The 24,727-nt window shown below is 64.8% G+C and carries 23 protein-coding genes; 5 read left to right on the forward strand and 18 right to left on the reverse strand.

Annotated features, from left to right (window positions below):
* Positions 1-191: 191 nt before the first annotated feature.
* The 3 genes from CS1GBM3_RS08430 to CS1GBM3_RS08440 all read right to left on the reverse strand — a co-directional run bounded on the left by CS1GBM3_RS08430 (position 192) and on the right by CS1GBM3_RS08440 (position 4,445).
* A complete protein-coding gene (locus tag CS1GBM3_RS08430; RefSeq protein WP_072394428.1) occupies positions 192-1,481 on the reverse strand; it encodes a P-loop NTPase family protein in 1,290 nt (429 codons plus the stop codon).
* Positions 1,478-3,664, reverse strand: coding sequence for a dynamin family protein (locus CS1GBM3_RS08435; RefSeq protein WP_072394430.1), 2,187 nt, complete (start codon positions 3,662-3,664; stop codon positions 1,478-1,480). The genes CS1GBM3_RS08430 and CS1GBM3_RS08435 overlap by 4 nt, the downstream gene beginning before the upstream one ends.
* Before the next feature lie 121 nt (positions 3,665-3,785).
* Positions 3,786-4,445 (reverse strand): hypothetical protein, encoded by a 660-nt coding sequence (locus CS1GBM3_RS08440; RefSeq protein WP_072394433.1) that lies wholly within the window; start codon positions 4,443-4,445, stop codon positions 3,786-3,788.
* Positions 4,446-4,813: 368 nt separating this feature from the next.
* Here CS1GBM3_RS08440 and CS1GBM3_RS08445 point away from each other — a divergent pair, with 368 nt between their 5' ends.
* Complete coding sequence (locus tag CS1GBM3_RS08445; RefSeq protein WP_072394436.1) at positions 4,814-6,259, forward strand: ammonium transporter; 1,446 nt, start codon at positions 4,814-4,816, stop codon at positions 6,257-6,259.
* Positions 6,260-6,295: 36 nt separating this feature from the next.
* Here CS1GBM3_RS08445 and CS1GBM3_RS08450 read toward each other — a convergent pair whose 3' ends face one another.
* A complete protein-coding gene (locus CS1GBM3_RS08450; RefSeq protein WP_072394439.1) occupies positions 6,296-6,577 on the reverse strand; it encodes a hypothetical protein in 282 nt (93 codons plus the stop codon).
* A gap of 350 nt (positions 6,578-6,927) precedes the next feature.
* Here CS1GBM3_RS08450 and CS1GBM3_RS08455 point away from each other — a divergent pair, with 350 nt between their 5' ends.
* The 4 genes from CS1GBM3_RS08455 to CS1GBM3_RS08470 all read left to right on the forward strand — a co-directional run bounded on the left by CS1GBM3_RS08455 (position 6,928) and on the right by CS1GBM3_RS08470 (position 10,246).
* Positions 6,928-7,299, forward strand: coding sequence for a hypothetical protein (locus CS1GBM3_RS08455; protein WP_139247857.1), 372 nt, complete (start codon positions 6,928-6,930; stop codon positions 7,297-7,299).
* A gap of 27 nt (positions 7,300-7,326) precedes the next feature.
* Positions 7,327-8,478 carry a hypothetical protein gene (locus CS1GBM3_RS08460; protein ID WP_072394445.1) on the forward strand — a complete coding sequence of 384 codons (1,152 nt, stop codon included), beginning with the start codon at positions 7,327-7,329 and terminating at the stop codon, positions 8,476-8,478.
* A gap of 83 nt (positions 8,479-8,561) precedes the next feature.
* Positions 8,562-9,488, forward strand: coding sequence for an ABC transporter ATP-binding protein (locus CS1GBM3_RS08465; RefSeq protein ID WP_072394448.1), 927 nt, complete (start codon positions 8,562-8,564; stop codon positions 9,486-9,488).
* Positions 9,485-10,246 (forward strand): ABC transporter permease, encoded by a 762-nt coding sequence (locus CS1GBM3_RS08470; protein WP_072394452.1) that lies wholly within the window; start codon positions 9,485-9,487, stop codon positions 10,244-10,246. The genes CS1GBM3_RS08465 and CS1GBM3_RS08470 overlap by 4 nt, the downstream gene beginning before the upstream one ends.
* 7 nt (positions 10,247-10,253) lie before the next feature.
* On the opposite strand, the gene CS1GBM3_RS08475 is transcribed toward CS1GBM3_RS08470, so the two are convergent.
* The 14 genes from CS1GBM3_RS08475 to CS1GBM3_RS08540 form a co-directional block, all read right to left on the reverse strand.
* Complete coding sequence (locus CS1GBM3_RS08475) at positions 10,254-10,907, reverse strand: hypothetical protein (protein ID WP_139247858.1); 654 nt, start codon at positions 10,905-10,907, stop codon at positions 10,254-10,256.
* A 170-nt stretch (positions 10,908-11,077) separates the two neighbouring features.
* On the reverse strand, positions 11,078-12,412 hold the full coding sequence (locus CS1GBM3_RS08480) for a L,D-transpeptidase family protein (RefSeq protein WP_072394459.1): 1,335 nt from the start codon (positions 12,410-12,412) through the stop codon (positions 11,078-11,080).
* A 152-nt stretch (positions 12,413-12,564) separates the two neighbouring features.
* Positions 12,565-13,590 carry a thiamine-phosphate kinase gene (gene thiL, locus CS1GBM3_RS08485; RefSeq protein ID WP_072394462.1) on the reverse strand — a complete coding sequence of 342 codons (1,026 nt, stop codon included), beginning with the start codon at positions 13,588-13,590 and terminating at the stop codon, positions 12,565-12,567.
* A gap of 2 nt (positions 13,591-13,592) precedes the next feature.
* Complete coding sequence (gene nusB / locus CS1GBM3_RS08490; RefSeq protein ID WP_072394465.1) at positions 13,593-14,129, reverse strand: transcription antitermination factor NusB; 537 nt, start codon at positions 14,127-14,129, stop codon at positions 13,593-13,595.
* The gene (ribH, locus tag CS1GBM3_RS08495; protein WP_083567354.1) at positions 14,126-14,638 is read right to left on the reverse strand and encodes a 6,7-dimethyl-8-ribityllumazine synthase; all 513 of its coding nucleotides are present in this window, start codon (positions 14,636-14,638) and stop codon (positions 14,126-14,128) included. Before ribH ends, nusB begins: the two co-directional genes overlap by 4 nt.
* Before the next feature lie 5 nt (positions 14,639-14,643).
* Positions 14,644-15,777: a 3,4-dihydroxy-2-butanone-4-phosphate synthase gene (gene ribB, locus CS1GBM3_RS08500; protein WP_280173508.1), complete on the reverse strand. Its 1,134-nt coding sequence runs from the start codon at positions 15,775-15,777 to the stop codon at positions 14,644-14,646.
* Positions 15,778-15,779: 2 nt separating this feature from the next.
* Positions 15,780-16,373 carry a riboflavin synthase gene (locus CS1GBM3_RS08505; RefSeq protein WP_072394473.1) on the reverse strand — a complete coding sequence of 198 codons (594 nt, stop codon included), beginning with the start codon at positions 16,371-16,373 and terminating at the stop codon, positions 15,780-15,782.
* A gap of 11 nt (positions 16,374-16,384) precedes the next feature.
* Positions 16,385-17,503: a bifunctional diaminohydroxyphosphoribosylaminopyrimidine deaminase/5-amino-6-(5-phosphoribosylamino)uracil reductase RibD gene (gene ribD, locus CS1GBM3_RS08510; protein WP_072394476.1), complete on the reverse strand. Its 1,119-nt coding sequence runs from the start codon at positions 17,501-17,503 to the stop codon at positions 16,385-16,387.
* Positions 17,504-17,545: 42 nt separating this feature from the next.
* Positions 17,546-18,034, reverse strand: a complete 489-nt coding sequence (gene nrdR, locus CS1GBM3_RS08515) for a transcriptional regulator NrdR (protein WP_072394479.1) — start codon at positions 18,032-18,034, stop codon at positions 17,546-17,548.
* Positions 18,035-18,152: 118 nt separating this feature from the next.
* Positions 18,153-19,448, reverse strand: coding sequence for a serine hydroxymethyltransferase (glyA, locus tag CS1GBM3_RS08520; RefSeq protein WP_072394482.1), 1,296 nt, complete (start codon positions 19,446-19,448; stop codon positions 18,153-18,155).
* 294 nt (positions 19,449-19,742) lie between these two features.
* Positions 19,743-20,978, reverse strand: a complete 1,236-nt coding sequence (gene hemA / locus CS1GBM3_RS08525) for a 5-aminolevulinate synthase (protein ID WP_072394485.1) — start codon at positions 20,976-20,978, stop codon at positions 19,743-19,745.
* A 298-nt stretch (positions 20,979-21,276) separates the two neighbouring features.
* Complete coding sequence (locus CS1GBM3_RS08530) at positions 21,277-22,560, reverse strand: L,D-transpeptidase family protein (protein ID WP_244534597.1); 1,284 nt, start codon at positions 22,558-22,560, stop codon at positions 21,277-21,279.
* A 327-nt stretch (positions 22,561-22,887) separates the two neighbouring features.
* Complete coding sequence (locus CS1GBM3_RS08535; protein WP_072394488.1) at positions 22,888-23,400, reverse strand: transcriptional regulator LdtR; 513 nt, start codon at positions 23,398-23,400, stop codon at positions 22,888-22,890.
* 151 nt (positions 23,401-23,551) lie between these two features.
* Positions 23,552-24,640 carry an enoyl-CoA hydratase/isomerase family protein gene (locus CS1GBM3_RS08540; protein ID WP_072394490.1) on the reverse strand — a complete coding sequence of 363 codons (1,089 nt, stop codon included), beginning with the start codon at positions 24,638-24,640 and terminating at the stop codon, positions 23,552-23,554.
* Between the last annotated feature and the right edge of the window lie 87 nt (positions 24,641-24,727).

The raw sequence follows: 24,727 nt of genomic DNA on the forward strand, positions 1-24,727 counted from the left end.
AGGTTCCTTCCTCCAACAGGAGTGTGGCAGGAACAGGTTCACCCCCGACACCCGGCCCCTCGAACGTCATCCCCCAGGAAGGAGGCTGACACAGAACCGGCCCGTCGCAAAGCCCAGATAATTCAGTTTAACTTTTAGACCCGGCCGGATTAATGCGCGGTAAACCGCGCGGCCATAGTCCAATATCCGGATCAGCCTTTTTTGGAGACTAGCGAGGCCCCGAGCATGCGGCCAAGGGCGTCGAATGCCCCGTCGAGGTCGGCGAGGGCCAGCACGATGCTGCGCGCCGACTGATACTCGGCCCGCACCGTCGGATCCTCGAACGTCGAATGCCCTGCCAGCATGCGCAACAGGCCCGTGAGGTCGGAGGCCAGCGTCTCCACGAGGCGCGCCGCGGCCGTCGTCTGCTGGGGCCAGCGGATCGGAGCCGCCAGCGCCCGCGACGTCGAGCCCGCGATGGTATCCTCGCCCCTGACCACGCCGGGTCGCAGCTTCTCGGCGCAAGCCGCGTAGGCGACGAGCAGCGCCTCGATCGTCTCTTGCACGGTCCGCCGCCCATCCTTGAGTTGCTGGAGCTGCTGGCGTGCATGCGTCTCCCAGCGCATCAGGATCTCAAGCGCCTCGGGTCGCACCACGTCGCTCGCGAAGTGATGGAACGTCAGTCGGGCGAGCCGGCGCACGATCTTCTCGGCCTTGCGCGTCTTGCGCTCCATGATGTCAGCGGCGAGCCGGGCAATGGCGAGGCGAAGCGCATCGGCGCCGTTTGTAGCATCGTCTTCCGGTTCCGGATCCGAGCCGTCGCGCACACCCTCGGCATCGACCAGAACCACGTCGCGGAACTGATCACTGGTGAGGCTCTTCAGCCGCGCCGTGACGTGCCGGATGTCGTCCTCCGCATCGAGCCCGTCCTTGTGCGTGGCAACGAGCAGCGCGTAGCGGCTGCAGCGCTTCGGCAAAGCGGCCCAGGCGGCCCGCTCACTTTCGGTCCACGCCCGCGTCGACACCGTGCACCAGATCACGATGTCGGCATCCATAACGAACGAAGCCGGGTTCACGAACGGCGGCGTGTCGAGGATCTGATAGCTCCGGAGCCGCTCGATCGGCAGCGCGACCTGCAGCGCCCGGTACGGAAGGTCCGTCAGCGCATCGTCGCTATCGCTATCGACCCGGATGCGGGTGCCTTCGTGATCGATCCCGTAAACGGCCGGCTTGTCGGCATACGAGATCATCACGGGAATGCCCGTGTTGGACACCACACTGGTGGGCAACAGACCTCGCCCGATGAAGAGATCGGTGACCGACGTCTTGCCCGCGTTGCTTTCGCCAAGCACGACGATACGCAACGGCCGGCGCAGCGCGTTCTCGACGCGCTGAAGACCCGAGATGCAAACGTTGAGCGCCTCGTCGGTGATGTTGGTCCCGATGAGACGCTCCCGTGCAGCCCTTAATCTCTCGGGATACTGCAGGGATACGCTGTTCATGTCGCGGCGGAACCTTCGGCTTTAAGAACCGTGTCGATGTAGTGAGCCAAATTTTCCAGATGTTGGGTCAGGGTTTCGTTATCTTTAAGGCGCTGTGCCTGAATCCGGACCCGCTCGTTGAGGCTTTGTGTCGCCTGCTGCGGGTCGACTGGACGCAGCGCCTGGTCATAGTCAGCCATCAGAAGCTCGAGCCGGCGTTTGAGCGCGTGCTGGATGTTGCGGCACGCCTCGAAAGACCACCGGATCGTCGTCGTGCTGAAGTGATGAAATGCATTTCCGGCAAGTTGCACAAGCTCGTCGGCAATCGGTGCGAACTCGGTTCGAATGAGCTGCTCGATCTTCGCACCCGAGGCTTCCAGCGAAGGCTGCCGGCTCCAGAAGACGCGCCATTTCGAGGTCTCGAGGTCGAGAACCAGCATGCGGCTCAACGGCGCGATGGTCGGCGTCGGGATGGCAAGGCTGTCGCCGCGCGGATCGACAAGGTCCGGCTCCGGCACCAGCGAACGCATGAGCTTGTGCAGCTCGGGTACGACACGTGCGTGAAAAGATGTCAGCCGATGGGCGGCCTGCTCGAAGCCCGCGCGGAACTCGTTGGCGAGCGCACGGCGCAGCTCGACGCCCTCGTGCGTCCATACCCGCGGCGAGCGCCCGCGTGATAGCGTGTCAATCAAGACGTCCCGCTCGCGGCCGGCATGCAGATCGATCGTGGCCTGCAGCGAATTGCGAAGCCGCTCCTTCTCCTCCTGAATGATGCGCGCGAGCTGCGCCTCGATGCCCGCCGCCGACGCTTCGATGTTGGCAGCGACTGTCGCGAGAAGCTCCCGCTCCTGCCCGTAGATGGCGCGCTTCTGGTCGGCAGGCCGTGCCGTGCCCCGCGTCTCGTTGGCGGATGCGAGCAGAATCTGCAGCTCGCTGCGCGCTGCGCTCTCGCACGCCCGTGCCATCTCCGCGAACGAGCGCGTGATCTGACGCAACACATACGTCGGTTGCGCCGTGCCCATCAGCGTGTCGACCGCCTGGTTGACGGCCGGGAGACCCGACATCGCGAACATCGACTGGCGAAGCCGTTCGCAGACATCATCGGACTGCAGCGCCGCCGCGCCGAGCTCGCCAGGCTGCAGGAGGCCCGCCCTCAAAAGATAATTCGAGGACTTGCGGCGCAGGATACGCGCGGCAGCCTCCTGATCGAAGGACAGCGCCTGGTTGGCCCACCATGCGCTGCCATAGACGACCGGAATGTTCGAGCCGGGAAACTCCATCGCCAGCTTCTCGCGCACGTACGAGACGAGCTGCGGCAGCTCGCTATCGATATCGGCGAGATCGTCGATGCGGTTGATCAGGACGACGATGCGATCCTTGTTGAGACCCCGCATGATGCGAAGCAGCGCCACATCGTTCTCGGACAGCGGCTGGCGGGCCGTCAGCACGACGATGTAGACGTCGGCCGATCCGAGACTGCGGCGTGTGATCTCGTCGCGGATCAGGAACGGATCATTGGTGCCCGGCGTGTCGATGACCGTGCACGGGAAATCGAACGGGCCCTGTTGGCAGTAGATGTCCGCCGCCTTGGTGATGTCGGAGTACTTGCCGATGGCCGGCGAGCCCGAGAAGTCGCCCGAGCAGACGTAATGCTCGAGCGTCCCAGCTTCGAGGTTGACGAAGTAGTGCGCCTGCCCGAGCAGCGTCTCGAACTCGTCGCCGAGTCGCTCCTTGGCCCGTATGCGCAGCATCTCGGCGTGCCGTTGTAAAAGCTCGGGCTCGAAATCAGGCACCAGACGCTCGGTCAGCTCGCGGACCTTGCCGCCCCCCTCGGCGAGCTGATCCCACTCGGTTCGCTGCAAAAACGTGAAAACGGCCGCATATCCCCCCGGCGCAGGCTGGCCGAAGTGCAGGCTCGTGACCGCCGTCGTCCAAGGGGTAACGCTCGTCGGCAGAAAGCGCGGGTTGCGCACGAGCGCATTGATGAAAGAGCTTTTTCCGGATTTGATCTGCCCGACAACGGCGACGCGGCACTCGAGCTGGCGAAGATTCTGTAGCGCGTCCCCGATCATGGGGCGCGAGGTGGGCTCGACGAGCCCGGCCAGCACGTCGCCACAGCTCAGGAGCTGTTTACGCAAGCCCTCGAGCCGGGCCCCGATGCGTCCCGACGCGTAGACATCCTCCCCCGTCCTGCTCGCGTGCACGCGTTCAGAGCCTCCAGGCCATCGCGTTGTCTCAGCCACCCCAACGCAAAATCACGAAAGACGTGGCCGAAACGTGTCCGAACGTCCCGATCTCATCGGCATGTCGTCGCAAGGGCCGGCTTTATTGGCCGTCCGAATTGGAGATATACCCGGCTGCTTCGCGCGTGCCGAGGGCCAGCGCGCGCTCGTACCAGGCTTTTGCAAGGGCAGGGTTAGTCTGACTGTCCGCATAACGCAATGTTTCGGACTGGGAGGGGTCGTAGCTGCGCCCGAGCCGCAGCGCCGCCGGGCCCGAGCCGAGCTCCGCAGCCTGGGCGAGAAGGGCGCGGGCCAAGGGCACGTCCCCGTCCCGAAGAAGTTGCTCGGCCCGCCGTATAAGGGCGTCGATGGCGTCGTTTGACTGGCGTGGCGCCGTGCCGCCCGGGACAGCGGGAGGGGCGTAGTCGAGCTTACTCGGCACGACACGCTCCGAAGCCGGCGGCGAGCCTGCGCCCCGGCCACCCGGCCCATCCTGGGCGGACATGACCATATAGACCGTAACCGTCGAGACGACGGCCGCGATGAGCGCCGCAAGGAAAATCGGGGCGCTTGGCCCCTTCTTGACGCCCTGCGCAGCGACGGAGGTAGCAACCTCCGTCTCCTCGTCGCCATGAACAGGCGCGCCCCGCAACGCGCCCACATATCCGCGCTGCTCGGCTTCTGGCTGCTCGGCGTTCTTTGTGAGCCCCTTGCTTCCGTCGAGGCCATCGAGCCGGCGGAGCAATCGCTTCAGATCATCCATTTTAGGTTCGACAGTGCGTGCCATCTGCGGCCACCCCAACAGGCTTCCACACGCAAGCGATTGATACCCCGAAACTCTCCAATCGCGGCCCACTACCCCCGCACAAGATTAATTCACACTAGAATGGTTCGTAGAACAGCAATGTCGATGCGACAAGTATGTTTGATGACGGACATTTAAGCATCACGATTAAAGCTGCGGCAGAACTTGCTGTTCCGAGCCCAAGCAGAGCAGGTAACAGAGGAAATGGGCATCTAGTCGGCGATCCGGCACATGGATTGCTTCACTGCACATCTGTATAGGGAAGAAAGCGACGGCAGAACCTTAGGGCAAACCTAGCCGGGGCGTCGGATCAGGAGCACAACACCATGACGATAGGACGAGCCGCCGGACTGGCTGCGCTGCTGATCGCGACCACGTGGGCCGCCCCGGCCGCCGCGGCTGTCGAGAAGGCGGACACGGCCTTCCTGATGGTCTCGACCGTGCTCGTGCTGCTGATGACCGTTCCCGGGCTGGCGCTGTTCTACTGCGGGCTCGTGCGCACCAAGAACGTGCTTGCAACCCTGATGCAGGTCTACGCCACAGTCTGCCTCATCTGCATCATCTGGGTGCTTTACGGCTACAGCCTCTCCTTCACCGGCGACCTGCGCACGGCACCCTTCGTGGGCGGCCTGTCGAAAGCGTTCCTTTCCGGCGTCACACCCGAATCCCTGGCGTCGACGTTTTCTCACGGCGTCCAGATTCCGGAGTACGCTTTCATCTGGTTTCAGATGACGTTCGCCGCCATCACACCGGCACTGATCGTCGGCGCATTTGCCGAGCGCATCAAATTCTCCGCACTGCTGCTCTTCATGGCGTTGTGGGTGACCATCGTCTATTGCCCGATCGCGCACATGGTCTGGTACTGGCCGGGGCCGGACGCCGTGAGCGAGGCAGCCCGCGCCGCAGCCGCCGCCACAGGCGACGCCAAGGCAGCCGCCGACGGCTATCTCACAAGCCTGCTTGCAACCTCAGGCCTCATCAACCAGTGGGGCGCACTCGACTTCGCGGGCGGCACCGTCGTGCATGCGAACGCCGGAATGGCAGGCCTCGTCGGCGCGCTGATGCTCGGCCCCCGCTCCGGGTACGGACGCGAGCCGATGCCGCCGCACTCGCTGACGCTGGCTATGGTCGGTGCAGCCCTGCTCTGGGTCGGCTGGTTCGGCTTCAACTGCGGCTCGAACCTTGAGGCCAACGGCGCCGCCGCGTTGGCCATGGGCAACACCTTCGTCGCTACCGCAACGGCTGCCCTGTCCTGGGCCTTCGTCGAATGGGCGATCAAGGGCAAACCGACCTCGCTCGGCCTGATCACCGGCATGGTCATCGGTCTTGTCGCGGTGACACCCGCGGCCGGCTTTGCCGGCCCCATGGGCGCCATTGCGCTCGGCTTCGTCGCCGGCTTCGTCGGCTACGGTGCCTGTACGTGGATAAAGAGCCGGTTCGGCTACGACGACTCGCTTGATGTATTCGGCGTGCATTGCGTGGGCGGCGTTCTTGGCGCGCTGGCCACGGGCCTGCTGGTCGACCCTCGGTTCGGCGGAACCGGTGTTCCCGATTACCTCTCCCAGCCGGGCACCATCCAGATCGGCTACGACATGGCCGCCCAGATGACGGCCCAGGTCAAAGCCGTCGCGCTGACGCTCGTGTGGTCGGGCGTGCTGTCGCTGATCCTGTTCAAGTTTGTCGATCTGGTGATCGGCCTGCGTCCGCCGAAGGACAAGGAGCGCGCCGGGCTGGATCTCAGCGAACACGGCGAGCGCGGCTACCATTTCTGACGGGGGCCGCGACGCAAGCGCAGCAAACCCAGATCCTCAATGGCCGGATCGATCGCTCGGCGTGCGTTTCGAGGATGCGGTGGAGCGCGCCACATCCGGCAGAACACCAGCCCCCACAGCGCGCTGGAACTGCCGCACGGACTGCCGCCGAAGCGACGTGCAATCGTCGACCCCTGTAGCCGCAATATCGAACATGAGGCTTCCGAGCTCCTCCCGCAGGGGCCGGCTCCGGCTGTTGGGCCTGAGGCCAAGGTCGGCACAGGCGAGGTCGAAGGCCCGCTTGATCTCGCGAATTTCGTCATTCGTGTAGAATGGCATGCGAATTACCGCCGATTCTTGAGATGCGTCTGCAGGAGATATCCTCAAATATCTACCACACAGACAAAAATCTACGTCCACGCTCCACTAAGCTATAGAAAAATCTAATTTCTTCAGAGCACTGCCATGTGTCAGTCAGATGAAGGGGGCCGGGTTTCCAGGTTTCCTGTGTACGCGCGAGCCGCGCCGCCAACGGCACCACATATCGGCCATCTCGGTCGCCTACGCGGGGTGCGGGCCCTGGCCGGGCGCGCTATTCGCCGCGAATCGCGCACTCCTGCCGGGCACGCCTGCTTTCAGAATCACAAGAACCAGTATCCCGTAAGATGCGCCTGTCGACGTCCGCGAACATGACCCCTCACGGATGCGGCCGCAAGCTCGCAGCCGCAGTTTTGCTCGGCGCCGCGCTTGCGGCCGGTGGCGAGGCTCCGGCACAGCCGAAGCAGCAGCCGGCCGCCCCGGAGTGCCTGAATGTCGCGCAGTCGTCTGCGGCAACGTATGTGATCTCGAATACCGTTTGCCCGGATGAAAGCGTGCTCGCATCGATCGAGCTTGCGAACGGACGCGATCTTGCGCGATGTTTCGTCAAGAAAATCCGCACCCAGATCTCGATCGCGAGCGAGGGGGCGGCGCCCGTGATCAACTATCAGTGCATCGAGGGCGCTACCGGCTGTTCCGTCGAGATCGTGCGTGACATGTTTCCCGAATGCCACGCCGGCTAAGGCATGGCTCGGAAGGGCTCCGACACGATGGCCGCATACGACCGTGATGCAACGCTAGAGCGCAAGCAGATCCGCGAGATCTCGCGCAATGTTGCGCGCCGTCTGCACCAGATCCTGGATCGCGCCCACTACGTTCCGGCCGCCCTCCGCCCCGAGGTCGATTCGACCGTCCACGTCATCACTGGCATCCAGCGCGACGTCGAGCAGATCATGTCCAGCCTGCCGCCGGACGAAGCACTCGATTTCGCCATTCTGACCCACATCATGGGCGGCCAACGCCACGCCCTGGACCTGCTCGAGATTCTCGAGGAGAAACTGGCGGGCCCCCGCAACGCCTATCAGCGTGACTCGCAGCGCGTGCACCAGGCGCTGCTGGCAGTCTCGCGTGAGATCGAGCAAGACGCGCTGCGCTATGCCGGCGAGCCGGCGCGTCCACGAGCGGCGGCGCCGTCTCCGGCGGGCTACGCGTTTGCCCCCCCAGCCGCAGCCGGTCAGGCCTACCCGCAGCCTCCGCCGCCGGCCTACGGAAGCGCACCAGCCACTGCGCCCCGTCCATCCGCGCCAAAGAGCCCCCCTGCCTCAAAGAACCTGCCTGTCCCCAAGAGCTCGCCGGCCCCCGCGCCCGCCAGAAAAACCAAACAGCCGTCGCTGCAACCGGCCGACATCGTTGCGCGGCTCCGCACCGCGGCCCTCGCTGGTGTCACCAAGCCCGTGCCCGTGGCGCTCGCCGCGCTCGCCGTCGGCGCAGGATTGGTTGTCGCCGCTCAAAGCCTGACGGGGGACAACCTCTCCGAGCAGCGGGCCACCAGCACAGAGGCAACGGAGACGAAGCGCGACGGCCGCTTGGCGAGCACCGAAATGGGGCCCATGCGCACCGCCGGCGAAACCGTCATCGCCGCCGCACCGGCCGCCATGGAGCAACCCTATCTCGTGGTTCTGTCCACGCGGCGCAGCACAGAGGAGCTGCAGCAGGACTATCGCAGCTTCAAGGGCGCCTACCCGAACCTTCTCGGCAACGCCAAGGCCCGCGTCGATCGCGTGCAGGGGCAGGACCGCCAGACCTGGTACCGGCTCTCTCTCATTCCGCCGCGCACGCACGACGACGCAAAGACGCTCTGCAACGACCTCAGGAGTGCCGGCCTGACCGGCTGCTGGATCAGACCCGTCCCTGTACAGTAATGCTTCCGCGCTCCGCTTGCGGCTCCGGCGCGATGCGCCTATGTGGAGGCTCGCAGGCCCGGCCCCCGACACCGGAAGAGAGCATGAAGCCCATCATCTCGGTCAAAGACGTGCGCAAGACCTATGCCTCGAGGCATGTGGCGCTGAAGACCATCGATCTTGATATCCGCGAGCGCGAGATCTTCGCCTTGCTCGGCCCCAACGGCGCCGGCAAGACGACGCTGATCAGCATCATCTGCGGCATCGTCAACGCGACGGGCGGCACCGTCACCGTCGGCGGCCACAACATCGTGCGCGACTACCGCGCCGCGCGCGGCCTGATCGGCCTCGTGCCGCAGGAGCTGTCGACCGAGATGTTCGAGAGCGTCTGGGCGACGGTCAGCTTTAGCCGCGGCCTGTTCGGCAAGAAACCCTCGCCCGACTACATAGAGAAGGTGCTGCGCGCCCTCTCGCTGTGGGATAAGAAGGACGCCCGCATCATGACGCTGTCCGGCGGCATGAAACGACGCGTCCTGATCGCCAAGGCGCTCGCGCACGAGCCGCGTATCCTGTTTCTCGACGAGCCGACCGCGGGTGTCGACGTCGAGCTCAGGAAGGACATGTGGGACATTGTCCGTCGTCTGCGCGACGACGGCGTCACCGTGATCCTCACCACGCACTACATCGAAGAGGCCGAGGAGATGGCCGACCGCGTCGGCGTCATCACCAAGGGTGAGCTGATCCTCGTGCAGGACAAGACCGAGCTGATGCGCAAGCTCGGCAAGAAGCAGCTTTCGCTCGAGTTGCACGAGCCGCTGCACGAAATCCCGCCATCGCTCGCCGCGCACGGTCTCGAGTTGGCGCCCGGCGGCGCCTCACTCGTCTACACCTACGACACGCAAGCCGGCCGCACCGGCATCACCGCACTTTTGAACGATATGCGCGAAGCAAATATCGGCTTCAAGGATCTCTCCACGAGCCAGAGCTCGCTCGAGGACATTTTCGTCGATCTCGTGAGGAACTCCCGATGAACCTCGAAGGCGTGCGCGCGATCTATGGCTTCGAGATGGCCCGCTGGGGACGCACGCTCATGCAGAGCATCCTCTCGCCCGTACTCTCGACGTCCCTCTACTTCATCGTCTTCGGCGCCGCCATCGGCTCGCGCATCGCCGAGATCGACGGCATCCCCTACGGCGCCTTCATCGTGCCGGGGCTGATCATGTTGATGCTGCTCACCGAGAGCACGTCGAACGCGGCCTTCGGCATCTACTTCCCGCGCTTTGCCGGCACCATCTACGAGCTCTTGTCCGCGCCCGTCTCGCCGTTCGAGATCGTGCTCGGCTATGTCGGAGCCGCGGCCACCAAGTCGGTGATCCTGGGTCTCATCATCCTCGCCACCGCGAGCCTCTTCGTGCCGATCCGCATCGCTCATCCGCTTTGGATGATCGGCTTCCTTGTTCTGACGGCGGTGACGTTCTCGCTCTTCGGCTTCATCATCGGCATCTGGGCGGATGGGTTCGAGAAGCTGCAGATCATCCCCATGCTGGTGCTGATGCCGCTGACCTTCCTCGGCGGCACGTTCTACTCCATCAACATGCTGCCGCCACTCTGGCAGACGGTGGCGCTGTTCAATCCGATCGTCTACCTGATCAGCGGCTTCCGCTGGAGCTTCTACGAGGTCTCGGACGTCAACGTCGCAACGAGCCTCGGCATGACACTGGCGTTTCTCGGCGTCTGCCTCGTCGCTGTCTGGTGGATCTTCAAGACCGGCTACCGCATCAAGCCGTGAGGCCGCATCACCGCTGGCGCGAAAGTCCGGTTGCAAGATCGCTGGTCTTCGCGGTGCCCGTTAGCACCGCAACATACTGCACGGCGCCGTCCACCATGACGCCCGGATGCACGAAGTTTGCGAGCGCCCCCGCGATCAGCGCATCCATGCCGAGGCCGGCGCGCCCGATGACGAGCAGCGCCCGATCGCGTTTGTCGATCTCGGCGATTACGGCTTCCGCGTGCGCACTGCTTTTGACCTGCTCGAACTCCGGCGCAACCATCGCCAGGCCGTAGCGCTGCCCCGCGAGCAGCGGCGCCAGCTCGAAACCTTGTTCGGCTGGTTTGCCGGCAAATTGCGCGGCCGCGGCGGCCCCCGGCCCCGGCTTGTGATGCACGACCACGAACGCGTTGTAGAGATCGAGGAAGCCAGGCCGCCCTGCCTTCTGAAGATCGGTCTCGATACGATCGCAGCCGCCGCGCCACAGCTCGGCCTCGGGATCGTCCTCGCAGGTCATGCGCACGGAATAGGCCCGCGGCAGATCCATGCGCCCCTGCACGTCGGAAAGCCAGAAAGCGAACCAGATCCAGCCGCCCGCGAGCACAAGGACGAGCACGACCGGCCAGCGCCGCCGAACGAGGTCGACGGTCTCCATTGCGGATTGTGTGATGTAGGCGAGCATAGCGGAGCGGAGAATTCCACCGCGCCCGCCCGAAGACAAGCCCAAGAACGAGAGCCTGATCATTTGAGGCGCGAGCGTCTGGCCGAAGGCAAGCTCAAACAGTCTTTCCGGAGACGAGCCACAACGGAGGGCCCGCATCGAGACCGTGAATCAGACTCTCGAACAAAGACTTAGGGCGCGAGCCCCGCCGACGGCGGCGGCGGCGCATCGGGATCGAACACGTCCGCCATCGCTACTGCACCGTCGCGGCGATAGATATCGGGGCGGAACGAAATGCGCCCATCCGCTTCGGCCCAGGCCGTGATGTAGGCGAAATAGACCGGCACCGGCCGCGTCAGGCGAAGGTCGACCGCCTGCCCGGAATCAACGACCGCCTGCACCTGCCCCGGGCTTTCCCAACCGGGCTCGGTACGCGCCAGCCACTCGACCAGCTGGAACACGTCCTGCACGCGCACGCAGCCGGCGCTGAACGCCCGCGCGCGCTGCCGGAAGAGATCCTTCATCGGCGTGTCGTGCATGTAAACACCGTGCTCGTTCTGCATGTCGATGCGCACAAGCCCGAGCGCGTTCTGTGGTCCGGGATCCTGCTTGAGTTTGACGACGCGCGAGTCGGCCTGCGACCAGTCAATGGCCGTCGGATCGATCTCGGGCCCGTTGAAATCGCCAGAAACAACACGGATACGCTCTTTCGCGAGATAGTCCGGCTCCTTCACGAGCCGCGGAAAGACGTCGAGCTTTGCAACGCTGTCTGGCACGCGCCAGAAGGGGAAGAAGTTCAGCGCCCGGATCGTGGTCTTCAGCGACGGCGTATCGCGTCCCTGACGCCCGACGATCACGCGATGGCGCAGCACCGTCTGATAGCGCTCGACAGCCTCGAGCTGGAACGCCGGCACGTTGACGAGAACGTAGCGCTCCTCGGGCGGCTGCTGCACCAGCTCGAGAATGCGCCCGTGGTTGAGCTTGAGCTGCGCGAGGCGCTCCTCGGCCGTCATCTTGAGCGCGGCGAGCGTCGGCTGATCGACGCGCCCGGTCGTGCGAAGGCCATTGTTCTCCTGATAGCGCACGACGGCCTGTTCGACATCTGAATCGAACGAGTAGCTGTTGGCGCTCGAAGAGCGCGAGAGCTCACCGCTCGCAATCAGCCGGCGGCGCAGTTGCGCAACGCGCTCGTCGTCGTCACCTGGGCGCAACATGCGATTGCCGGAGATGATCGGCCAGCCGCCGCTGTTCACGATGCGCTCGTAGCGCGCGATAGCCTTCTCCATGGCGGCGAGCATCTCGTCGCTGCGCCACGGGATTTCGTTGGGACGAAGATCGTTGAGCGAATCCTGCCGCGCGGGTGCCCGTTCCAGCGAGGCCTGCTTGCCGGTGTAGTCTGGGGAGCCAAAACCGGTAATGCCCTCCCACCAGTTCGCACCCTGCGCGACGGCGGAGTTCTGAGACACAGCAGCAGCCGCAACAAGCGCAAGGCCGACACCGCGAAAAAGCGTAGAGAACGAAGTCACCGGTTATCCCATCCCTCTGGGGTGCGCAGGCCCACTGGGCGCCGAAGCGCGAGTCATGCCCGTTAGACGCGCACGATATGGCCAAACAAAGACTTATTCGCAATGAGACGTGTGCAAGTCCTTGGAACGAACGGCAAACGTCGCCGTATCCCTTAAGGGCGAGACCGCGGCGAAAGTGGGAAATGATCCCACCCCGTGGAGGCGACTTCGAGGGGCTTTCCATCGCTCCCCACGATCGACACACCAGCGCCGTCCGAGAGCCGTCCGACAGCAGTGACGGAGATGCCGCTTTCGGCTGCTGCACGCCGAAAATCGACGGCATTTGCGGGTGGGACGGCGGCCAGGACCTCGTAGTCGTCGCCTCCCGTCAAGGCCACTTCCAACAGCGCCGGCTGCCGATCGAATGCAGCGCGAAAAGCGAACGAGAGCGGCAGAGTGCGAGCATCGATGTGCGCGCCAATGCCGGAGGCGCGCGCCATCCTGCCGCAGTCTTTGATCAAGCCATCCGACACATCCATCGCCGCCGTGGCGAAGGCCAGCAGATGGGGCGCCAGCGCCAGCCGCGGCTCGGGCCTCAGATAGCGCGAAATGAGCGCCTCGACGCCAGCCACCTCGAGTCCGAGATCTGAGGCCCATCCCGGCTGCAGGCGCAGGCGAAGCCCGAGCGCGCTGTCGCCGAGCGTGCCCGACACGAACAGCACGTCGCCGGGCCGCGCCGTCGTGCGGCGCACTGCGCACCCATGCGGCACGGCGCCGATTGCCGTGACCGTGGCTGAAAGAGGTCCGGGCCGCCGATCCGTATCGCCACCCGCAAGCGCGATCCCGAAGGCAGCCTGCGCCTCCGCCAGGCCCCGCGCGAATCCATCAAGCCACGATTGCTTCGGGCGATCCGGAAAGGAGAGCGACAGCAGGTAGGCAACCGGCCGCGCACCTTTTGCAACGAGGTCGGACACATTGACCGCAACCGCCTTCCAGGCGATGTCCGCGGGCCCATCGTCGGCGAAAAAATGCACGCCGGCCGCGACGGCATCCGTCGTCAGCACGAGATCCTCGCCCGGCGGCGGCGAAAGAACCGCGCAATCGTCCTTGAGACCAAGCGCACCGGCAAAGCCCGCGGCAAGCGGCGCGAAGATGGTCGCGATCAGCTCGTCCTCGCCCCCCGCGTCGTCATCGGCCACGCTTAGCCTCCTTCGCCGGGTGCCTCGAACTCCTTGGCCCGCAGCTTGTGCGCGATGCGGTCCAGCACGCCGTTGACGACCTTGGGCTCGTCCGCCTCGAAGAACGCCTTGGCGATGTTGATGTACTCGTTGATGATTACGCGCGCCGGCACGTCCGAGCGCTCGAGCAATTCGAACACGCCCCCGCGCAGGATCGCGCGCAGAATGGAATCGACGCGCACCAGTCGCCAGCCCGTGCGCAGCTGCTGATCGACCAACGGATCGATCTCTCGCTGCCGCCGCACGACGCCCTTCACCACATCGGCGAAGAACGTGGTATCCGCGCCCTCGAGACTGGTGAGCGTCTCCACCTCACTGTCCGGCTCACCGTCGAGCTTTGCGGCAGGAGCCGCTTCAGCGGCCATGAACTGCGCGATCACGTCGCCCGCATCGGTCCCCGCGAGGTCCATCTGATAGAGCGCCTGCACCGCCGCCATGCGCGAGACCGTGCGCGGTTTCGGTGTGTCTCCGGTATTTTTCTTGCGTTTCGGAAGGCTCATGACGCACGCCGACCGAAATCGCGCGCCAGCTTGATCAGTCTCAGGCAGGCGCGCGCCGCGTCCCCGCCTTTGCCATCGGCGCCACCTTTGGCGCGTGCCAGCGCCTGCACTTCCGTATCCACGGTCAGCACGCCGTTTCCGACCGGAATGTTGTGTCGGATCGCCGTCTCCATCAGCCAGTGATTGGTGTTGTTGCAAACGATGTCATAGTGCGAGGTCTCGCCTCGGATAACGCAGCCCAGCACGATGGCGCCGGCATAGACGTCGCGCCCGCTCCCCGCGAACAGGCCGGCGGTCACGGCCTGCGCCAACGCCTGCGGGATCTCGAGCGCCCCCGGCACCGGCACCCGATCATAGCCCACTCCCGCCTGATCGAGCACGGCCAGTGCGCCGGCGATGAGCTCGTCCGTCACCTGCTGGTAATACGGCGCCTCGATGATGAGCACGCGCACTGTGCTGCCGGAATGCAGCTCCATTGCTGGGCGCTTATGATGTTCGTCTCTGACCATGCCGCCTACTCGATGGCCCGCGTGCCGACGATGCGCAGACCGTAGCCTTCAAGGCCGACATAAACATCGTCCGGTGCGTTGGTCAGCAGCTCCATATCTACGACGCCGAGCTCGCGCAGAATCTGCGAGCCGACGCCGATGTCCAGCTGCCGCCGCCCGCGGACGGCCTTCTCGCCACCACCCGTTGACGACTGCCGGACAACCCATTCCGAGACGCTCTTCGGCCCGAGGTCGCGGATCAGCACGATAACGCCACGCCCCGCTCGCTCGAGCGCCTGCATCGACTTTGCGACGGAGCCGTGCATGCCGCCGATACCGAGCAGATCGCCCGGCACGTTGACCGCATGTACGCGCACCAGAACGGGGCCAGGCGCCGAGAGGTCGCCCTTGACGAGCGCCAGATGCTCGACCGGCACGACCGTCGTCGTGAAAACGTGAAGGTCGAACGCGCCGCCGAACGCGCTGTCGACTTTCGTTTGCGCCACGCGCTCGACCAGCCGGTCGTGCTTCAGCCGATAGGCGATCAGATCCTCAATGGTACCGATCTTGAGACCATGCCGCTGCGCAAACGGGACGAGGTCCGGCATCCGCGACATGGTGCCGTCCTCGTTCATGATCTCGCAGATCACCGCAGCCGGATAGAGCCCGGCGATGCGCGCCAGATCGACAGAGGCTTCCGTGTGCCCGGCGCGGATCAGCACGCCGCCCTCGCGCGCGACCAGCGGAAACACGTGACCTGGCGAGACGATATCTTCTGATCCCTTGGTTGGATCGATGGCCGTTGCAATGGTGCGCGCGCGATCGTGCGCCGAGATGCCGGTCGACACGCCCTCGCGCGCCTCGATTGACTGTGTAAACGCCGTGCGCTCGCGCGCCGTCGGCACCATGAAATCGAGGCCGAGCGTTTCGGCGCGCGACTGCATCAGCGCGAGGCAGATGAGGCCGCGCCCGTGCTTGGCCATGAAATTGATCGCATCCGGCGTCGCCATCTGCGCGGGGATCACGAGATCACCCTCGTTCTCGCGGCTCTCGGCATCGACCAGGATCACCATGCGGCCATTACGCATGTCGTCTACGATCTCAGCCGTCGACGACAGGAACCCGCCGCCCTCCGAATACACCACTTTTTCGAGCCCGATGCTCACTCGCGAAACTCCATGATCCGCGCCACGTATCTGGCGAAGAGGTCGATCTCTACGTTGACCTCGTCGCCGGGCTTTTTGCGCCCCCAGGTCGTCTGGGTCAAGGTCGCGGGGATGAGATTGACGCCGAAGCGCAGGCCCTCGACCTCGTTGACAGTGAGCGACGTGCCGTTAAGCGCAACCGAGCCCTTGGGCGCTATGAAAGGCGCCAGCTCTGTCGGCACCTCTATCAACACCCGCACGCTCTCGCCGTCGGAATGCATGTCCACGATTTCGCCCACGCCGTCGACGTGTCCCGAGACGATATGTCCGCCAAGCTCGTCACCCGCGCGCAGCGCCCGCTCGAGGTTGACAGCATAACCCGCCTCCCAGGATCCGAGCGTCGTCTTCGACAGCGTCTCGTTGGAAACGTCGACGGTGAACGCGGAGCCATCGCCGTCCGCCCGCACCGTGACCACCGTCAGGCAGCAGCCGTCGCACGCAATGGACGCGCCGAGCGCGATGCCGTCGGCGTCATAATGCGAGCGGATGGCGAACCGCCCGCCTTCGCGGCCGATGATCTCGCCGACGTCGGTAATGATGCCCGTAAACACGTTTTCGCTTCCTAGAGTGGGACGGACTGCCGTGCACGGAGGAACGCCACCGCGTCCGCTCCGACGCTCCGGTGCGCCGTGAGCGCGAGATCTAGCCCCTGAGCATACCGGGCGGCAAGCTCCGCGAGCCGGGTCGGCTCGCCTCCAGCCGCTCCGGCCTGAAAAATCACGACTTCGTCCACCAAACCGGCATCGGCGAAGGCCTGCCAGACGGCCTCCCCGCCCTCGACCAGGAGCCGCGTCACGCCGGCATCAGCGAGTCGCGCCAGCACCTCCCGCAGCACCAGCCCTTTGTCCCCGGCCGGGAGACGCTCGAGGCGGACACCCGCAGCTTCAAAGGCCTGCGTCCGCTCCGCCGCGGATTGCTCGGCCGAGAAGACCCAGGAGGGAACATCACGGGCGCTCCGCACCAGTTTGAGCCCGTCCGGCAGATCGAGCCCCCGCGACAGCACGACCCGCGTCGGCGACCGCCCCGCAAGCCCGGGCAGACGGCAGGTCAGCTCCGGATCGTCGTCGCGCGCCGTGCCGGCGCCGACGAGAATGGCATCGGCCTCCGCCCTCAGCCGATGCGCAAGCGCGCGTGCCTCAAGCCCCGTCACCATTCGCGCGCGCCCGTCGGCCCCCCGCGGGATCGTGCCGTCCTCAGCGAACGCCATCTTGAGCTGTACAAACGGACGCCGCTCGGTGACGCGCAGGATGTGCCCCATCGTCACCCAGCGCGCATCCTCGCCAGCAAGACCGACCTCGACCGTTATGCCGGCATCGCGCAGGCGCGCGATCCCATCACCGCGCGTGCGCGGATCCGGATCCTCGACACCGATGACAACGCGCTTGAGCCCCCCCGCAACGACGGCATCCGCGCACGGCGGCGTCTTTCCGAAATGCGCGCACGGCTCGAGCGTGACGTAGAGCGTGGCACCCTGCGCCCGTGCGCCAGCCCGCCCCAACGCCACGGGCTCCGCGTGCGGGCGACCGCCCGGCTGCGTTACGCCGCGCGCAATGAGCTCGCCCGTCGCCTCATCCGCAACGACAGCTCCGACCGATGGGTTGGGCGCGGCCGTGCCGAGCCCCCGCCGCGCGAGCATCAGCGCGATCTGCATCATGTGCGCGTCGAAAGACGAGAAACTCATGACTGCCTTCCGCCCTTGCCGCCAGAGCAGCGCGGACGTACCTTAATGCTTCTTTGCCAGCCGCAGCGCGCCGGAGACGTCGTCGCGCGCGATCTCGCCGAGCACCTCCTGGAAATCCGCGGCCTCACGGAAATCACGGTAGACCGACGCAAACCGCACGTACGCCACCGGGTCGAGCGCGCGCAACCCCTCCATCACATAGGCGCCGATGGTTGAGGACGGAATCTCCGTCTCACCCGAGCTCTCGAGCTGGCGCACGATGCCCGACACCATGCGCTCGATGCGCTCCGTCTCGATCGGCCGCTTCCGAAGCGCGACCGCGACTGACTTCTGCAGCTTGTCGCGGTCGAACGGCACCTTGCGCCCCGAGCGCTTGACGACGATCAGCTCGCGCAACTGCACGCGCTCGAAGGTCGTGAAACGGCCACCGCAATCGGGGCACACGCGCCGCCGACGGATCGCCGCATTCTCTTCCGTTGGCCGGCTGTCCTTGACCTGCGTTTCCTCGCAGGAGCAGTAGGGGCAGCGCATCGATCGGTCTCCGAACTGAAAGGCGCCGGGGCTCACCACCCCGGCGCCTTCTTCTAATTCAGTTTGAGGGATGGCGAAACGCCAGCCCCGCGCCTCTCCCCAACGGGAAAGTGCCGGATCAGTAGATCGGGAAGCGCTTGCAGAGCTCCGTCGCCTCGGCCTTGATCTTCTCCTCGACGGCGCCGTTGCCGGCTTCGCCATTCTTGGCAAGGCCTTCCAGAACCTCGGCGATCATGCGGCCGATATCGCGGAATTCCGCTTCCCCGAAGCCACGCGTCGTGCCGGCCGGCGCACCGAGACGGATGCCCGAGGTGACCATCGGCTTCTCCGGATCGAACGGCACGCCGTTCTTGTTGCACGTGATGTGCGCGCGGCCGAGCGACTTCTCCGAGATGTTGCCCGTGAGCTTCTTCGGACGAAGGTCGACGAGGATGAGGTGCGTGTCCGTACCGCCCGAGACCAGCGCGAAGCCCGAGTTGACGAGCACCTCGCCCATTGCCTTGGCGTTGACGATCACCTGCTTCGCGTAGCTCTTGAACTCCGGCGTCAGGATCTCGCCGAACGCCACCGCCTTGCCGGCGATCACGTGCATCAGCGGACCGCCCTGGATGCCGGGAAAGATCGCCGAGTTGATCTTCTTGGCGATGCCCTCGTCGTTGGTGAGGATCATGCCGCCGCGCGGGCCGCGCAGCGTCTTGTGCGTCGTCGTGGTGACGACGTGTGCGTGCGGGAACGGCGAGGGATGCTCACCGGCCGCGACGAGGCCGGCAAAGTGCGCCATGTCGACCATGAGATGCGCACCGACCTCATCAGCGATCGAGCGGAACGCCGCGAAGTCGAATTGGCGCGGATAGGCCGAGCCACCGGCGATGATGATGCGCGGGTTCTCCGCCTTTGCGATCTCACGCACCTTATTCATATCGACGCGATGCGTATCAGGCTCGACCTGGTAATGCACTGCGCGGAACCACTTGCCGGACTGGTTGACCGTCGCGCCGTGCGTGAGGTGGCCGCCGTGGGCGAGGTTGAGGCCGAGGATCGTATCGCCCGGCTTGGCGAGCGCATTGAACACGCCCTGGTTTGCCTGCGAGCCCGAGTTCGGCTGCACGTTGGCGAAGCCGCAGCCGAAGATCTTCTTGGCGCGCTCGATGGCGAGGTCCTCGACGATGTCCACGTACTGGCAGCCGCCGTAGTAGCGCCGGCCCGGATAGCCCTCGGCGTACTTGTTGGTGAGCACGCTGCCGGCCGCGTCCAGCACGGCCTGGGACACGATGTTCTCAGACGCGATCAGCTCGATCTCGTACTGCTGACGCCCCAGCTCCTTGTCGATGGCCGACGCGACCTCGGGGTCCGTCTCCGCGATGTGCGATTTGAAGAAGCGATGGGTCGGGCTCTCGGCCTTCGTGTTGAGCATGGACGTTTCCTCGTAGATCCGGCTGGAAATTGAACGGAAGCTGGACAGCGTCGAAAGGGTTAACTCGAAAAAAGCGGGATGGCGCGCCGCCCGCATCCGGCGCTGGCATGGGATGCGGCACAGGGAACCCTACTTTCGCACGCCCTTACCATGCGCCAGCCAATAGCAACAGGGAAGTCGCGTCGCACCCAGTAATTGCTGTGCGCTGCAACATGCCCGGCGTAGGCCCGGGCACCAAAAAAATAGGCCCGCCGAGGATAAACCCGGCGGGCCTCGCAATGGGAGAAGACGCGCCTATTCGGCGGCGAGCTTGCCGGTACGTCCGACGGAAGCGGGGCAAGCGGCCCACAGTTCGGCGAGCGCGTTGGTCAAATAGTCCATCTGCGCGTCGGTGTGATGCGGCCCGGGCGTGAGGCGGATGCGCTCCGTCCCGCGCGGCACGGTCGGATAGTTGATCGGCTGCACGTAGATGCCGTGCTGGTCGAGGAGGCGATCGGTGACCTCCTTGCAGTGCACCGGGTCGCCGATCAGAACCGGCACGATGTGGCTCTGATTCTGGAACACCGGCAGTCCGGCCGCCATGAGCCGGCTCTTGAGCGCGCGTGCGCGCTCCTGATGGCGGGCGCGCTCGAGCGAGCTGACTTTGAGATGTCGGATGCTCGCAAGCGCACCTGCCGCAATCGCAGGCGCAAGGGACGTGGTGAAGATGAAGCCCGACGCGTAGGAGCGGATCGCGTCGCAAAGGTCGCGCGTGCCGGCGATGTAGCCGCCCATGACGCCGAAGCCCTTCGCCAGCGTGCCGTTGATGATGTCGACGCGACCCATGACACCGTCGCGCTCGGCGATGCCGCCCCCGCGCGGGCCGTACATGCCGACCGCATGCACCTCATCGAGGTAGGTCAGCGCCCCGTACTTCTCGGCAAGATCGCAGATCGCCGAGATGGGCGCGATGTGCCCGTCCATCGAGTACACGCTCTCGAACGCGATGATCTTCGGCGCGTCGCGCGGCACCTGCTTCAGCTTCGCTTCGAGGTCGGCAACATCGTTGTGGCGGAAGATGCGCTTCTCGGAGCCGCCGTGACGGATGCCCTGGATCATCGAAGCGTGATTCTTCTCGTCGGAGAAGATCACGCAGCCGGGCAGCAGCTTCGCAAGCGTAGAGAGCGTCGCATCGTTGGCGACGTAGGCCGAGGTGAAGAGCAGCGCCTGCTCCTTGCCGTGCAGATCCGCGAGCTCATGCTCGAGCTCCACGTGATAATGCGTCGTGCCGGAAATATTGCGCGTGCCACCCGAGCCCGCACCCACCAAGTCGATGGCCTCGTGCATGGCGGCGATAACCTTGGGATGCTGTCCCATGCCGAGGTAGTCGTTGGAGCACCACACGACGATCGGCTTGGCGCCTTCGGGCGTGACATGGTCTGCGGCGGGAAACTGGCCACGGTGACGCTTCACATCGGCGAACACCCTATAGCGTCCCTCGCGCCGGATCGCATCGAGAGATGCCCTAAGCTGCCCCGCATAATCGACCATCGACGTATTCCTCGGACCTTTGTTCTCCGGCGCGCGGCTGGTTTTAGGTGTGCTTTCGGAAATGTGCAAACCAGTTTCCGAGGAACGGCACCGAGCCAGATCGAGCAAACCGTGTTTTCTTTAGCATCGCGCGCCAACTGTTACAGTGCAACGGCTCTTATGCCGCAGTAATAGGCCGCGCACCGCCAGTAAGAAACGCGGCAACGGAATGTATCCGTCGCGTCAGCATCCTTTTTGCAGCGCAAAAACACCGCTTGCCTTGATAGGGATCAAGGGATGCCTAATAGCGCTCAGCGCCTCAATAGGAGGTCGCGATTTCCGCTACGCCGTCACGATTATAGAGATCGCGGCGGAAATGGATGGTTCCGTCCTCGGTCGCCCAGGCCGAAATATAGACGAAATGCAGGGGCACCGGCGTCGCGAGCCGCACGTCCTTGCGCTCACCGGTTTCCTTCATTTTTTCGACGCGCTCCTGGTCCCAGCCACTATTTTGGCCGAGCAGCCAGTACGCGAGCCGCTCGACGTTATGGACCCGAATGCACCCCGAGCTTGCTGCTCGGAAATTCCGACCGAAAAGACCTTCCGACGGACTGTCGTGCATGTAGACGGAATCGCTGTTGGCGAAATTGATCTTCACAAAGCCGAGCGGATTGTCCTTACCCGGTGGCTGCCGATACGCGTAGGACTTCACCGCGGGCGAGCTCCAATCGACCTTCTCGGGATCGACCTTCTTGCCGTTGCTGTAGGCCTCGATGCCGGTCTTGAGAAGAACGTTCTCGCCCTTGGCCTGCATCTCACGCCCCTGCGGGATGAGATCCTTGCTGATCACCGTCGGCGGCAGCCGCCAGATGGGGTTGAAGTTCATTTCTGTGATCGACGAGCGCAGGATCGGCGTCGGCCGGTCGACCTTGCCCACCACGCCCGTGTGCCGCGAGATCACCTTGTTGAGGGCCACCGCCTCGACCTGCGCCGCCGGAATGTTGACCACGACATACTTGCCCTGCGACTTGGCCACGCCGGACAGTTCCGTGATGCGCTTGAGGTTGACCTTGAGCTGCTTCAGGCGATCTTCTGCCGACACGTTGAGCGAAGCCACCGTCGCCTTGTCGAGACGCCTATTGGGCGTCAGCCCGTTGGTGGACTGATAAGCCTCAAGCGCTTGCTGTAAAGTTCCGTCGAGCGTGTCGCCACCAGCTGCATCCGGGCTGAGCTCGCCCGAGACGATGAGCCTGTCCCGCAGCTCGACCAAAGCAAAGTGCTGCTCGCCGGGCTTCACTACGGCGTCAGGGACCGGCTTCCAGCCGCCGGCCTTGACGATCGCCTCGTAGCGCTCGATGGCCGCGCGCGTCGCGGCGACGTTCTTCGGCGAAAGCGTCGGATATCCCGGCGGCGGATTGCGCTCGAGCTCTCGCAGCCGCTGGCGCTCCGTCACGATGTCGCTGGGACCGCCGTCCTTCGGACCGAACTGCAAGGTCCAGAAGTCGTCCATGGCCAAGCCCGGACGGGCGAAAAGCAGAAACGCGAGCGCCACCGCTCCCATGCGAATGCTCTTGCCACGCGCGCCTGATATCGACACCGCCATGGAATCCCCCTCGCAAACGCCGGCCCCAGCCTGGTGCGTGGTGGCCGGCTCTCCCTGTGCGCCGCTGTGTGCGCTACCGCGCGCAAGCAACCGCATCCCGTACGAGATACCGTTTTACCGGGAGAATTGCATGTTCCCGGCCCGACCAAAAGCCCCTGCCCCGCTCCAGGGCGGGGGTGATGCGGCTCCGCCACAAGTAAAATGCGAAGCGAGAGACCGGATCTGCGTGCCATAGCTGCCCCTTAGGAGAGCTGTCCCTCAGAAATGCAAAAGGGGCGCCCCGCGGCACCCCTCATGCGTCTGGCTTTGTATGCAGGCGGCTGAGGACTACAGCCGATAGCGGATCTGGTCGGTCCAAAAGCGCTCGAGTCGCGCCAGGGCCTTGTTGAGACCCTGCAGCTCATCGCTTGTGACCTGAGCCACGGCTTCGACCGAACCGAGCTGACGCTGGTAGAGCTTGGTGACGACGTCAGCAGCTTGCCGGCCTTTAGCCGACAGCGACACGCGCACGCTGCGCTTGTCGCTGTCGCTGCGCTCGTAGTCGATGTAACCCATCTCGACGAGCTTCTTAAGATTATAGGATACGTTCGAGCCCATGTAGAAGCCGCGGCTCTTGAGCTCACCGGCCGTCAGCTCGTTGTCGCCCATGTTGTAGAGCAAGAGCGCCTGCACGGCGTTGAGGTCCGACGTTCCGGTGCGATCGAACTCGTCCTTGATGACATCGAGCAGGAGACGGTGCAGACGCTCGATGAGATGAAGACTCTGCACATACTCCGAACGAAGATTTGGACCCTGGTCCACGGGCGCACGCTTGCGCTCCGCATTGCTAGCGGTGTTCATAACCCTGCCTCACACACAACAACCTGTTTGACGCGACCGGTTTTCCGGTTCTGATGATGTGGAGGCTACGCGAGATCCATAAAAATTAGCTCAATCTGTTGGGTAAATATGCGGTGAATCTCGGTCCCGCCATTACACACCGAGACCCGCCTTATGCCCGCGCCGCCTGCATCTCCTCGCGCGTCGGCAACGGCATCTCATCAGCGTCGAGCGACGCGAAATAGCGGTCCAGCATCTCGTCACTGACATCCTCGATGCGCTGAGGCGACCAGCGCGGCGGGCCGTCCTTGTCGATCAGCATCGCGCGCACGCCCTCGTAGAAGTCACCGTCCGCCGCCAGGATGTGCGCGGCGATCCTGTAATCGGCGATGAGCGTCTGTCGGAGATCTCGGCCGCGCGACTCTCGGATATGCCGGTGCGTAATCTTGAGCGAGACCGGCGAGCGCCGCCTGAGATCCGCAACCACCTCTTGCGCCCAGTCGCGATGCGCGCCGCTCACAGCCTCGAGACGCGCCAGGATCGCTTCGACGCTGGGTTCCGAGAAGCAGTCGGCAATCAGCGCGCGACAGGGCAGAAGCTCGCCCGCACCGGGCTCCCGGTGACGCTCGTCGAGCACAGTATCGACGGGCCACGTATCGGCGAGCGCCGTCTTGATGGCTTCGAACTCGGAGGCGTCGATGCAGTGCGTGACGAGCCCCAGCGCATACGCTTCCGCGCGCCCGATGCTGCGCCCCGTGAGCCCCAGATACATGCCGACGTGATCCGACATCCGTGACAGCGCGTGGCAGACCCCAACATCCGGAAACAACCCGATCTGGGTCTCCGGCATCGCGAACGAATAGCCCTCGCCCGCCACCCGATGCGTGCCGTAGAGCGAGATGCCAATGCCGCCGCCCATGGCCAGGCCATTGATCAGCGACACGGTCGGCTTGGAGAAGCACTCGCACTGCCAGTTGAGCGCGTATTCGTCGGCAAACGCCTTACGGCCTCTGGCAAGATCGCTCCGCGCGAGCTGGATCACTTCCCGCACGTCGGAACCCGTTGAGAACGCGCGCGGACTTTCGGACTGGATGGCGACCGCATAGACCTGCGGATCGCGCGCCCCCGACCACAACGCTTCCGAGAGCTTCGCGCGCATATGCTCGGTCAGCGCGTTGAGCGCGCGCGATCGCGCCAGCGTGAGCAACGTCAGAGATCCAACGATCTCGACCCTCAGCGTCTCGTCTACCGTCTCGCCCATCAATCTCTCCGTGGACTCGCAATCCGCCGTCGCCAACCCCAAATCGAACTATGCGTGCGTTGCGGGGACGGTGCCACTTGGGGCCAC

It is taken from the genome of Hyphomicrobium sp. CS1GBMeth3, from assembly GCF_900117455.1.
GTDB lineage: Bacteria > Pseudomonadota > Alphaproteobacteria > Rhizobiales > Hyphomicrobiaceae > Hyphomicrobium_C.

What these genes read in the sequence shown, in the direction of transcription:
- ribD (WP_072394476.1), bottom strand. Translation starts at nt 17,503, where the DNA reads ATGAGTTTCTCGTCTTTCGACGCGCACATGATGCAGATCGCGCTGATG.
- nrdR (WP_072394479.1), bottom strand. Translation starts at nt 18,034, where the DNA reads ATGCGCTGCCCCTACTGCTCCTGCGAGGAAACGCAGGTCAAGGACAGC.
- CS1GBM3_RS08530 (WP_244534597.1), bottom strand. Translation starts at nt 22,560, where the DNA reads ATGGCGGTGTCGATATCAGGCGCGCGTGGCAAGAGCATTCGCATGGGA.
- CS1GBM3_RS08460 (WP_072394445.1), top strand. Translation starts at nt 7,327, where the DNA reads ATGGCCGCATACGACCGTGATGCAACGCTAGAGCGCAAGCAGATCCGC.
- CS1GBM3_RS08540 (WP_072394490.1), bottom strand. Translation starts at nt 24,640, where the DNA reads ATGGGCGAGACGGTAGACGAGACGCTGAGGGTCGAGATCGTTGGATCT.
- CS1GBM3_RS08465 (WP_072394448.1), top strand. Translation starts at nt 8,562, where the DNA reads ATGAAGCCCATCATCTCGGTCAAAGACGTGCGCAAGACCTATGCCTCG.
- CS1GBM3_RS08475 (WP_139247858.1), bottom strand. Translation starts at nt 10,907, where the DNA reads ATGCTCGCCTACATCACACAATCCGCAATGGAGACCGTCGACCTCGTT.
- CS1GBM3_RS08455 (WP_139247857.1), top strand. Translation starts at nt 6,928, where the DNA reads ATGACCCCTCACGGATGCGGCCGCAAGCTCGCAGCCGCAGTTTTGCTC.
- hemA (WP_072394485.1), bottom strand. Translation starts at nt 20,978, where the DNA reads ATGGTCGATTATGCGGGGCAGCTTAGGGCATCTCTCGATGCGATCCGG.
- nusB (WP_072394465.1), bottom strand. Translation starts at nt 14,129, where the DNA reads ATGAGCCTTCCGAAACGCAAGAAAAATACCGGAGACACACCGAAACCG.
- CS1GBM3_RS08440 (WP_072394433.1), bottom strand. Translation starts at nt 4,445, where the DNA reads ATGGATGATCTGAAGCGATTGCTCCGCCGGCTCGATGGCCTCGACGGA.
- CS1GBM3_RS08535 (WP_072394488.1), bottom strand. Translation starts at nt 23,400, where the DNA reads ATGAACACCGCTAGCAATGCGGAGCGCAAGCGTGCGCCCGTGGACCAG.
- CS1GBM3_RS08450 (WP_072394439.1), bottom strand. Translation starts at nt 6,577, where the DNA reads ATGCCATTCTACACGAATGACGAAATTCGCGAGATCAAGCGGGCCTTC.
- CS1GBM3_RS08470 (WP_072394452.1), top strand. Translation starts at nt 9,485, where the DNA reads ATGAACCTCGAAGGCGTGCGCGCGATCTATGGCTTCGAGATGGCCCGC.
- CS1GBM3_RS08430 (WP_072394428.1), bottom strand. Translation starts at nt 1,481, where the DNA reads ATGAACAGCGTATCCCTGCAGTATCCCGAGAGATTAAGGGCTGCACGG.
- ribH (WP_083567354.1), bottom strand. Translation starts at nt 14,638, where the DNA reads ATGGTCAGAGACGAACATCATAAGCGCCCAGCAATGGAGCTGCATTCC.
- glyA (WP_072394482.1), bottom strand. Translation starts at nt 19,448, where the DNA reads ATGCTCAACACGAAGGCCGAGAGCCCGACCCATCGCTTCTTCAAATCG.
- CS1GBM3_RS08445 (WP_072394436.1), top strand. Translation starts at nt 4,814, where the DNA reads ATGACGATAGGACGAGCCGCCGGACTGGCTGCGCTGCTGATCGCGACC.